The organism is Roseateles sp. (genome assembly GCF_036486225.1).
GTDB lineage: Bacteria > Pseudomonadota > Gammaproteobacteria > Burkholderiales > Burkholderiaceae_C > Roseateles.
This window is the reverse complement of the sequence record NZ_DASVNZ010000304.1, coordinates 63,070-73,756: the sequence shown is the minus strand read 5'-3', so window position 1 is coordinate 73,756 and position 10,687 is coordinate 63,070. Positions and strand designations below refer to the sequence as shown.

Sequence of the window (10,687 nt, the reverse complement as noted above, 5' to 3'; positions counted from 1 at the left end):
ATCGGCATGACGGGCGCCGCCTTCGCCGGTGCCATCGGCGCCGTGCTGCTCACGCTCGTGCTCGCGCGCGGCGTCACGCAGAGCCTGCGCCTGCTGCTCGCCGGCGTCGTCGTCGGCGTCGTGCTGGGCTCCGGCTCCGCGCTGCTCACGCTCATGAACCCCGACATCCTGCGGGCCATGCAGGCCTTCATGCTCGGCAGCACCGGCTACGTCGGGTGGAGCGCGGTGCAGGTCATGGTCGTCGCCTTGGCGCTGTGCCTGCTGGTCGCGCTCGGCTGCAGCCGCACGCTCGATGCGCTGACGCTGGGCGAGGACACCGCGCGCTCGCTCGGACAGCGGCTCACCCTGATCCGGCTGCTGCTGATCGCCGCGCTCTCGCTGGCGACCGGCGCGGCGGTCGCGCAATGCGGCCTGATCGCCTTCGTCGGCCTCGTCGCGCCGCACCTCGTGCGCAGCTGGGGACCGACGACCCACGGCGCGCTGCTGCTGCTCTCGGCGCTGACGGGCGGCGCGCTGCTGCTCGCCGCCGACATTGCCGCGCGCTGGGTCATCGCGCCGCAGGAACTGCCCGTCGGCATCATCACCGCGCTGCTCGGCGGCAGCTATCTGCTCTGGTTGATGCACCGGCGCAAGGCGCATTTCGGCGGCATGGGAGGCTCGCGATGAGCACGGATCTCATGGATCTCGTGGATCTCGGCCACGTCCCTTCGCTGCGCATCGACCTCAAGTCGCTGTCCTTGAGCCATCGTCCGGTGCTTCACGCGCTGACGCTGGCGCTCGCGCCACGCGCGTGGACGGCGATCGTCGGACCGAACGGCGCGGGCAAGTCGACGCTGCTGCGCGCGATCTCCGGGCTGCTGCCCTTCGACGGCAGCCTGACCCTCGACGACAAGCCGTGGACCGCGTGGCCGGCGAAGCACCGCGCGCGGCAGATCGCGTGGCTCGGCCAGAACGAAGCGGCCTCGGAAGACCTCACCGCCTACGACATCGCGATGCTGGGCCGGCTGCCGCATCAGCCGTGGCTCGCGCCGGCGAGCGCCGCCGACCACGAAGCGGTCGAACACGCGATGCGCCAGACGCAGAGCTGGGACTGGAAGGACCGCGCACTCGGCAGCCTCTCGGGCGGCGAGCGACAGCGTGTCCTGCTGGCGCGGGCCTTGGCCGTGCGCGCGGGCGTGCTGTTGATGGACGAGCCGCTCGCCCACCTCGACCCGCCGCATCAGAGCGACTGGGCGCGCATCGTGCGCGAGCGCGTCGCGGCGGGGGGCGCCGTCGTCAGCGTGCTGCATGAACTCAACGTCGCGCTGCAGGCCGACACGCTGGTCGTGATGGACGGCGGTCGCATCGTTCATGAAGGCGCGCCGCACGACCCCGCGACGCACGATGCGTTGCAACGCGTCTTCCATGGCCGCCTGCTGATTCTCCAAGTGCAAGGGCGCTGGATCGCGCTGAATGAATGAACTCCCGATGACTGCCTGCCCTGCCTTCCTGATCAGTGCTCCGGCTTCCGGCCAGGGCAAGACGAGCGTGACCGCCGCGATAGCGCGTGCGGCGCGCCGGCGCGGGCTGCGCGTGCGTGCCTTCAAGACCGGACCGGACTATCTGGATCCGATGGTTCTGGAGCGCGCGAGCGGTCACACCGTCTATCAGCTCGACCTCTTCATGGGCGGCGAAGCGCATTGCAGGGAACTGCTTGCGAAGGCGGCGGAGAGTGCCGACCTGATCCTCGTCGAGGGGGTGATGGGATTGTTCGACGGCAAGCCGAGCAGCGCGGATCTGGCGGCGACGTTCGGGTTGCCGGTGATCGTCGTGCTGGATGCTTCGGCGATGGCGCAGACCTTTGCGGCGTTGGCGACGGGGCTGGCGCGATTCCGCGATGACATCCGTGTTGCGGGGGTCGTTGCCAATCGAGTGGGCAGCGATGCGCATGCGCGCATGGTGGGCGAAGGCCTGCCGGACGATCTTCCACTGATTGCGGCGTTGAAGCGAGATGCGGCGCTCTCGCTCCCTGAGCGGCATCTGGGGCTGGTGCAAGCGTTGGAGCTGCCGGACATCGACAGGCAGTTGGATGCATGGGCGGATGCGTGGGAAGCGGGTGCGGTCGGGGATTTCTTCCAGAGTGGCTCGGAGATGGGAGGCCGGGGGCCCCTTTTCGTAACTCAAGGAGGGAATTTGCTTGCCGGTAGGCAAGCAAAGGAGGGAGATGGAGAAAAGGGGCCCCCGGCCGACCGTCTCGTGCTCGGTCCCGCGCAGGGTCGACCGCTGGAAGGCCGTCGCATCGCCGTAGCGAACGACGCGTGTTTCTCCTTCATCTATCCCGCCAATCTCGATCTCCTGCGCGAGCTGGGTGCGGACGTGCGCGAGTTCAGTCCGATTGCTGGTGACGACGTTCCTGAGTGCGATGCGTTGTGGCTGCCGGGCGGTTATCCGGAGCTGCATGCCGAGGCGCTGCGCGAGCATCCGCGCTTCTTCAGTGATCTCGAGTCGCACCTGGCGGCTGCGAAGCCTTTGCTGGCCGAGTGTGGCGGGATGCTGGTGCTGCTTGACGAGCTGAGCGATGTCGACGGCAAGGCGAATGCGATGGCGGCCTTGATGCCAGGCCGCGCGGCGATGCAGAAGCGGCTGGCGGCGCTCGGCCTCCAGACGATCGTCTGGCCGGAAGGCGAGTTGCGCGGCCACACCTTCCATTACTCCGCGATGGAGACGCCGCTCTCCGCCATCGCCACCGCGACGAATCCGAACGCCGGCCGCGCTGCCGAGCGTCTGTACGGCTTCGGCTCGCTGCGCGCGAGCTACGTCCACCACTACTTCCCGTCGAACCCGAGCGCCATCGCGGCGTTCTTCGGCGGTGCCGATTCTTCTTTCAAGCATTGAGCCCAACGACCATGTTCCTCGAATCCGGATTCGCCCACATCGCGCAGGCCCTGTTGTGGCCGGTGCTGATCCTCGTTGCCCTCGGTTTCGTCTACGCCTTGTGGACAGCGGGTGCCACGGTGATGGAGGCCGTGCAGCGGCGCCAGCCTGGTTATCGCCAGTTGAAGGTGCATGCGAGCAGCAACCTCGAGACGCTGGAGCTGCAGATCGTCCGCAGCCTGGAGGCGCCTCGCCTGCTGGGCCGCGTCGCGCCGCTGCTGGGGCTGATCGCCACGATGGTGCCGCTCGGCCCGGCGCTGCAGAGCGTCGCCGCCGGCCAGGGGCAGGCCGCGCTGGCGGTGTTCAGCTCGGCGTTCTCGGGCGTGGTGCTCGCGCTGGCTGCGGCGGCGATCGCGCTGGTCGTGTACTCGATCCGCCGTCGCTGGCTGCTGGCCGAGCTGCTCGCCATCAAGACCGAACAGGGCTGGGCATGAGCGCCGGCCGCCGACTCTCCATCCTCGCCGAAGAGGATGATGATCCGATGCTGTCCGCCGTCAACCTGGTGGACGTGTTCCTGGTGCTCGTCGTCGCGCTGCTGACCGCGGTCGCGCTGCAGCAGCAGTCGCACGCGGACGAGACGGTGATCCGCAATCCCGGCCAGCCGGGGATGGAGATCATCGTGCGCAAGGACGGCCAGGAGATCAAGTACCGCGGCAACGGCGGCAACGCCGAAGGCCAGGGCGAGCGTGCCGGCGTCGCGTACAAGATGAAGGACGGCTCGATCATCTACGTGCCCGAGGCCGGGGAAGCACCCAAGCCATGAGGATCGCGTCCCTGATGGTTCGCGGCCTCGCGGTCGCGGCCATGTGGCTGTGCGCGCCGCTCATGGCGAATTCAGCGAACACGGCGAACACGGCAGCTTCGGCGAAGGCAGCAAAGACCGCGAAGGCGACATCGCGCGTGCTGTTCCTCAGCGTCGACATCACGCCCGCCGCCAAGCATGCGCTGCTGGAGCGCGAGGGCAAGGCCCTCGGCTTCGACGTGAAGCAGATCGAGTATCCGCTGCGCGGCGCGCCGGTCGACAAGGATCCGGCGCTCGATCGCGCCTTGGGCGAGGCGGACCTCGTGTGGATCGACGTCCCGCACCCGACGGCGGAAGCGCGGCTGCATCAGATCGTCGATGCCGCGCTGCAGCGCGCCGCCCTGCCCGCTCAACGCGTGCTGTGGATCCCCGCCGGTGAACCCGCCGCGACGGATCGCAGCCTGCGCGGTTATCTGCAGGCCGGTGGCCCGGCCAACACGCGCACGGCGTTCGCCATCGCACGAGCGCAGCTCGACGGCAAGACGGCGCCCGACCTCGGCCCGCCGCAGTTGATCCCGCAGCGCGGCATCCACTTCCCCGGTGCGCCCAGGCTCTTCGCCGACGCGGCGGAATTCCGCGCCTGGGCCGCTCAGCAGGGACTGCGCGGCGAGCCCGTCGCGATCCTGCTGCACCGCTATCACTTCGTCCAAGGCAACACGGCGTGGCTGGATCGCTGGCTCGCGATGTTCCGCAAGCAGGGGCTGCTCGCGTATGCCGCGTTCAGCGGTCAGCTCAGCGACAAGCCGCTGTCGGAGCTGCTCGAACGCGACGGCCAGGTGCAGGCCCGCGTGATCGTCAACCACAGCCTGCTGCCGCAAGGCGCGACCCTGCAGCCGACCTTCGAGCGCTGGGGCGTGCCGGTGCTGCAGACGCAGCCCTACCGGCAGGATGAAGCGGCCGTGTGGGAAGGCAGCGAAACCGGCCTCGCGCAGGCCGACATCCCCTTCTACTTCGCGCAGCCGGAAGCGGCCGGGCTCATCGACCCGGTCGTCGTCGTCGCGCATCCGAAGCGCGGCGAACCCGAGCTCATCGAGCGTCAGGCCGCCAGCGTCGCCGGCAAGGCCGCGCGCTGGGTCGCGTTGCAGACCAAGCCGAATGCCGACAAACGTCTGGTCGCCTTCGTCTACAACTATCCGCCCGGCGGCAGCAACTTCGGTGCGTCGTTCCTGAACGTGCCGCGCAGCCTCGCGCGCGTCAGCACCGGATTGAAGGACGCGGGCTACGGCGTCACGCCGATGGCCGAGGCCGACTGGATCTCCGGCCTGAAGCCGATGCTGTCGGCGTACTACCCGGGCACCGACCTGCAGGCGCTGCTCGATGCCGACGAGGCCGAGGCGCTCCCGCTCGCGCGCTACACCGCGTGGTTCGACGCACTGCCCAAGGCCGTGCGCGATCCCATCGTCGCGCGCTGGGGCGCCCCCGCCAGTAGCCGCTACGTGCTGCGCGTGCGCGGCGAGCCGGTCTTCGTGATCCCTCGGCTCAAGCTGGGCGCGCTCACCGTGCTGCCGCAGCCGCCGCGCGAGGAGACCCTGCGCAACGGGCAGGACCCGTTCATGCATCGCAGCAAGACGCCGCTGTCGCACCACTACCTCGCCACCTACCTGTGGGCGCGGCAGGCCGACGCCATCATCCACTTCGGCACACACGGCACGCAGGAGTGGGCGCCGGGCAAGATCCGCGGGCCCGACGTGATGGACCCGGTGTGGCTGCCGCTCGGCGACACGCCGGTGATCTATCCGTACATCGTCGACAACCTCGGCGAGGCGCTCACGGCCAAACGCCGCGGCCGCGCGCTGATGGTGAGCCATCGCACGCCGAGTTTCGCGCCGGCCGGTTTCAACGCGCAGATGGCCCACATGCATGAGCTGATGCATGAGTGGGAAACCGTCGATCCGGGTCCGACGCGCCAGGGGCTGGAGCGGCAGATGGTCCAGCAGTTCGTCGAGCACAACCTGCATCGCGACCTGGGCTGGACCGCGGAGCAGATCGCCGCGAACTTCAGCGGTTATCTGGAGCTGCTGCATCCCTACCTGGACCGGCTCGCGCAGAGCTCGCAGCCCAAGGGGCTGGCGGTGTTCGGCGTCGTGCCCGACGAGGACCAGCGCCGCGGCTCCATCCTGCAGCTGTTGCGCGTGCCGCTGATCGAGGCGCTCGGCGAGGACATCGACGAAGCCTTCCTGATCGATCACGAGGGCGTCGCGAAGGCGCGGCCGGCACGTTGGCTCGATGTCGCGCTGAAGGACGCCGACGCGGCGAGCAAGCTCGACCTCCGCCCCTCGTCCGACATCGAAGCCTTTGTCCCCAACCGCGCCGCGCGCAAACCGATCGACCAGGCCGCGCTGTACCAGCTCGCGTTGCGGGCGCAGGAGATGTCGACGCGGCTCTCGACCGAAGGCGAGATGCCCGGGCTGCTGCGCGCGCTTGATGGGCGCTTCATTCCCGCCGCGTACGGCGGCGATCTGCTGCGCAATCCGGAGAGCCTGCCGACGGGGCGCAACCTCACGGGCCTCGACCCCAACCGGTTGCCGACGAAGCAGGCCTTCGAGGCCGCGCAGGCCCTGTTCAAGCGCTGGTACGAGGAGCAGACCAAGGCCGGCACGGCGCCGCAGCGGCTGGCGCTGTCGCTATGGGCCGGTGAGACGCTCCGTCACCAAGGGATCATGGAAGCGCAGGCGCTGGTGGCGCTCGGCGCCACGCCGGTGTGGGATGCCACCGGACGACCGACCTCGATCAAGCTGCTCAGTCCGAAGGAGCTCGGCCGTCCGCGCGTGGACGTGCTGCTGTCGATCACCGGCTCCTACCGCGACCAGTTCCCGGCGCTGATGAAGCTGATCGACCAGGCCGTGGCCGCCGCGGGTGAAGCGGAGTCGGACAACGCCATCGCCAGCAACAACCGCGCGATCGCCGGCGAGCTGCGCAAGGCCGGGTTGAAGCCCGCTCAAGCGCAGGCCCTGGCGCAGGCGCGTGTGTTCGGCAATCCGGCCGGCGACTACGGCACCGGCATCGCCGACGCGGTGCAGGACAACGGCCTCCAGGGCAAGGACGGGAAGACCGATCCCCGACTCGGTCAGCTGTTCCTGTCCACGATGAGCCAGCCCTACGTCGACGGCGAGCCGCTCAGCGTGCCGCCGGCGCAGGCGCAGCAGGCGCTCGGCGCGCACCTGCGCCACACCGACGCCGCGCTGATGTCGCGCAGCAGCCATCTCTACGCGATGGTCAGCAGCGACGACCCCTTCCAGTACCTCGGCGGCCTGGCCGCGGCGGCGAAGGTCGCGGGCAGCACCAAGGACATCGCGCTGCACGTGAGCCAGCTGCAGGACGCGACCGAGCAGCACACCGAGACCGCCGCACAGGCCATCGCGCTGGAGATGCAGAGCCGTTACCTGCACCCCGGCTGGCTGAAGGCGCAGCAGGCGGAGGGCTGGTCCGGCGCGCTGCAGGTGCTCAAGGCGGTGCAGTACAGCTTCGGCTGGCAGAGCATCGCGCCGGGCACCGTGCGGGCGGACCACTGGCAGAGCTTCTACGACGTGCTGGTCAAGGACAAGCACAAGCTCGGCGTGCCGGCGTGGCTCAAGCAGAACCCGCAGGCGTATGCGCAGGCGCTGGAGCGCATGGTGCAGGCCGAGCGCATGGGCTACTGGAAGCCGGACGCGCAGACGAAGCAGGAGATCGCCTCGCTGTACCGCGACCTGACGAGGGCGGCGCCGTTGAACAACGAGCTGGCGGCGGTGCGCCGCTGGACGGCGGATCAACTGCCGCAGGACGTGCCGGCGATTCAGCCAGCCTCGCCTGCCGCACCGCAGCCTGCCGCGAAGACGGCGAAGCCGCCCGAAACTCCCGCGACGCGCGCGACGCCTGCGGTTCCGCCGGTGCCGACCGTGCGCGGCCTCGCGCTGCAGCGCGTGCCAGAACCGCCGAAACCGACGCCGGCCGAACCGGCCGCGCAACGCCTCGAACAGATGCTCGCCTGGGTCGCGATGGCGCTGCTGATGTGCGCCGGCGCGATCTGGCAATCGCGTCGATCGAACCCGCCGCATCGAGCGGGTCTGCCTCTCCATAACGACAACAACTTGATCCCTCAGGGAACCGCATGAACTCGAAGAACAGCCAGCCCATGGCGTTGACCGCCATCGCCAGCGCGATGGCCTTGGCTGCTTGCGCCGCGCAGGCGCAGGCGCAGACGCAAGAGGCCAACAGGCTCGACACCGTCCGCATCAGCAGCCGCGCGCAGCTGGGCGAAGCCGAGAGCGCCTCCGAAGGCGAAGTCGGCGTCGAGCGGCTGGCGCTGCGCCCGCTGCTGCGCCCGGCCGAGCTGCTGGAAGCGATGCCCGGCATGACCGTCACGCAGCACAGCGGCGACGGCAAGGCCAACCAGTACTTCCTGCGCGGCTACAACCTCGACCACGGCAGCGACTTCGCGACCTTCGTGCTCGGCATGCCGGTGAACATGGCCAGCCATGCGCACGGGCAGGGCTACATGGACTTGAACTTCCTGATCCCGGAACTGGTCGACAGCCTGCGCTACCGCAAGGGCGCTTTCAACGCCGAGGACGGCGACTTCGCGACGACCGGTGCCGCGCGCATCGGCTACATGAGCGAGATCGAGCGTCCCTTCGCGCAGGTGACGGCCGGCCCCTACGGCTATCGCCGCGCGCTGACCGCCGGCAGCACGAAGGTCGGTGGCGGCTGGTCGCTGCTGGGCGCGGCCGAAGGCAGCGTCTACGACGGTCCGTGGGACCAGGCGGAAGACCTGCATCGCCGCAATGCGGTGTTGCGCCTGACGCGCGGCGACGAGCGCAACGGCGCGCACGTCGACCTGCTGAGCTACAGCGCCGCCTGGCGCGCCAGCGAGCACGTGCCCGAGCGCGCCATCGACAGCGGCGAGATCGGCCGCTACGGCACGCTGGTGGCCAACGACGGCGGCCGCACGCACCGCCACAGCCTGAGCGGCGGCTTCGCCTACAACCAGGGCAGCGGCCAGTGGACGGCCGACGCCTGGGTGGTGGACTACGCGCTGAACCTGTTCTCCGCGCCGTCCGGCTTCATCAACGGGCCCGACGGCGACCAGCATGAGCAGGCCGACCATCGCAAGCTCTGGGGCGGATCGCTGAAGCATCAACTGCCCGCCGCGTGGCTGCCGGCCGATCAGCAGGTGACCTGGGGGCTGCAGTGGCGCCACGACAAGATCGGCACGCTCGGGCTGTACGACACCGTGGACCGCGTGCGCACGCACACCGTGCGTGAGGACCGCGTCAGCCAGGACAGCGCCGGCGTCTTCGTCGAGCTGGGCAGCCGCTGGACCGACTGGCTGCGCAGCACCGTAGGCGCGCGCTGGGACACGATGCGCGCGACGGTCTCGCCCACCGGCGGCGAGTTCAACATGGACAACGGCGGCAAGGCGAGCCAGTCGCAGTTCAGCCCGAAGCTGGGCCTGATCGCGCGCGTCGCGGCGGACACCGAGCTGTACCTGCACTGGGCGCGCGCATTCCGCTCGAACGATGCGCGCGGCGCGACGACCACGACCAACCCCGCCGACGGCAGCGCGACCGACACGCTGCCGCTGCTGGCGCGCACCAAAAGCACCGAGCTGGGCCTGCGCACCAAGCCCGTGAAGAGCTGGGCCACCAGCCTGGCGCTGTGGCAGGCCAACCTGGCGTCGGAGCTGGTCTTCGTCGGCGACGAGGGCGTGACCGAGGCGCGCGGCGCGTCCAAGCGCCTGGGGTTGGAATGGTCCAACGACGTGCAGATCGGCCGCGACTGGTTGATCGATGCGGACGTGGCCTGGTCGCGGGCGCGTTTCGTCGAGGCGACGGAGACCGAGTTCGGCAGCGGCAAGCGCGTGCCCAACGCGGTGCCGTGGTCGGCGTCGATGTCGGCGAATTGGGCGCCGTCGGGGCCGTGGTCGAGCGGCTTCAAGCTGCGTTACCTGGGCGCTTATGCGCTCGAGGAAACCGGCACGCAGAAGTCCAAGGCGGTGTTCACCGCCAACTGGCGCTTGGGGTATCAGCTCAGCGACCGCTGGCAGCTCGGGCTGGACGTGCTGAACCTCTTCGACACGAAAGCCAATGACATCGAGTACTGGGGCGCGGCCTGCACGCGCGCGGAAGGCGCGGGATGCAACAACGGCGAGGGCATCAACGGGCGGCTCGTGCACCCGATGGAGCCGCGCACCTTCCGACTCAGCCTGCGCGCGCGGATCTGAAGAGGCTTCAGGACTTCCACCGCCGCTGGCCCTCACCCCCACCCTCTCCCGCAAGCGGGAGAGGGAGCACACCGAGTTGATCCTCGATAGGTCCCATTCTCCGGAGCACGACATGGAAATCGAAAAACCGCCCGTCGACCGCGTGCGCATCATTCCCGACGGCGAGCGCCGCGGGCTGGTGATCGTCCACACCGGCAACGGCAAGGGCAAGAGCACCGCCGCTTTCGGCCTGGCGCTGCGCGCGCACGGGCGCGGACGCAAGGTCCACATCTACCAGTTCATGAAGGTGCCGAGCGCGCGCTTCGGCGAGCACCGGCTGTTCGAGCAGATCGGCGTGCCGATCGAGGGTCTGGGCGACGGCTTCTCGTGGAAGAGCAAGGACCTGGACCATTCGGCGCAACTGGCGCGCGACGGCTGGGAACGCGCGAAGGCCACGATCCTCGGTGGCGAGCACTTCCTCGTCGTGCTCGACGAGATCATGTATCCGCTGCGCTACGGCTGGCTGCCGCTGGAGCCGGTGCTGGAGACTCTGCGCGCGCGGCCGTCGCATGTTCACGTCTGCTTGACGGGGCGCAACGCGCCGCAGGAACTGATGGATCTGGCAGACACGGTGACAGAAATGACCATGATCAAGCACCACTTCAAGGCAGGAGTGCCGGCGCAACGCGGAATTGAGGATTGACTTCCCTCCTACGGCGTCCTGCCCGCTAAGCTGCGCGCCAGATTTCATCGTCGCCTTCTCCATCACTCGACGCGTTTCGAAGTTTCTC

General features: G+C 69.3%; 8 protein-coding genes. All 8 read left to right on the top strand.

Annotation, left to right across the window (positions count from 1 at the left end; genetic code table 11):
- Positions 1-666, top strand: a 666-nt coding sequence (locus VF536_RS20360) for a FecCD family ABC transporter permease (protein WP_331616693.1), incomplete at its 5' end; no start/stop codon positions are given.
- An 11-nt stretch (positions 667-677) separates the two neighbouring features.
- The gene (locus tag VF536_RS20355) at positions 678-1,460 is read left to right on the top strand and encodes an ABC transporter ATP-binding protein (RefSeq protein WP_414710420.1); all 783 of its coding nucleotides are present in this window, start codon (positions 678-680) and stop codon (positions 1,458-1,460) included.
- 7 nt (positions 1,461-1,467) lie between these two features.
- A complete protein-coding gene (locus tag VF536_RS20350; RefSeq protein ID WP_331616697.1) occupies positions 1,468-2,874 on the top strand; it encodes a cobyrinate a,c-diamide synthase in 1,407 nt (468 codons plus the stop codon).
- Positions 2,875-2,885: 11 nt separating this feature from the next.
- Positions 2,886-3,347 (top strand): hypothetical protein, encoded by a 462-nt coding sequence (locus VF536_RS20345; RefSeq protein ID WP_331616691.1) that lies wholly within the window; start codon positions 2,886-2,888, stop codon positions 3,345-3,347.
- Positions 3,344-3,676 (top strand): DUF2149 domain-containing protein, encoded by a 333-nt coding sequence (locus VF536_RS20340; protein WP_331616690.1) that lies wholly within the window; start codon positions 3,344-3,346, stop codon positions 3,674-3,676. Before VF536_RS20345 ends, VF536_RS20340 begins: the two co-directional genes overlap by 4 nt.
- A complete protein-coding gene (gene cobN, locus VF536_RS20335; RefSeq protein ID WP_331616689.1) occupies positions 3,673-7,809 on the top strand; it encodes a cobaltochelatase subunit CobN in 4,137 nt (1,378 codons plus the stop codon). The genes VF536_RS20340 and cobN overlap by 4 nt, the downstream gene beginning before the upstream one ends.
- A complete protein-coding gene (locus VF536_RS20330; RefSeq protein ID WP_331616688.1) occupies positions 7,806-9,917 on the top strand; it encodes a TonB-dependent receptor in 2,112 nt (703 codons plus the stop codon). Before cobN ends, VF536_RS20330 begins: the two co-directional genes overlap by 4 nt.
- A 112-nt stretch (positions 9,918-10,029) precedes the next feature.
- Positions 10,030-10,599 carry a cob(I)yrinic acid a,c-diamide adenosyltransferase gene (gene cobO, locus VF536_RS20325; protein ID WP_331616687.1) on the top strand — a complete coding sequence of 190 codons (570 nt, stop codon included), beginning with the start codon at positions 10,030-10,032 and terminating at the stop codon, positions 10,597-10,599.
- The last annotated feature ends 88 nt before the right edge of the window (positions 10,600-10,687 follow it).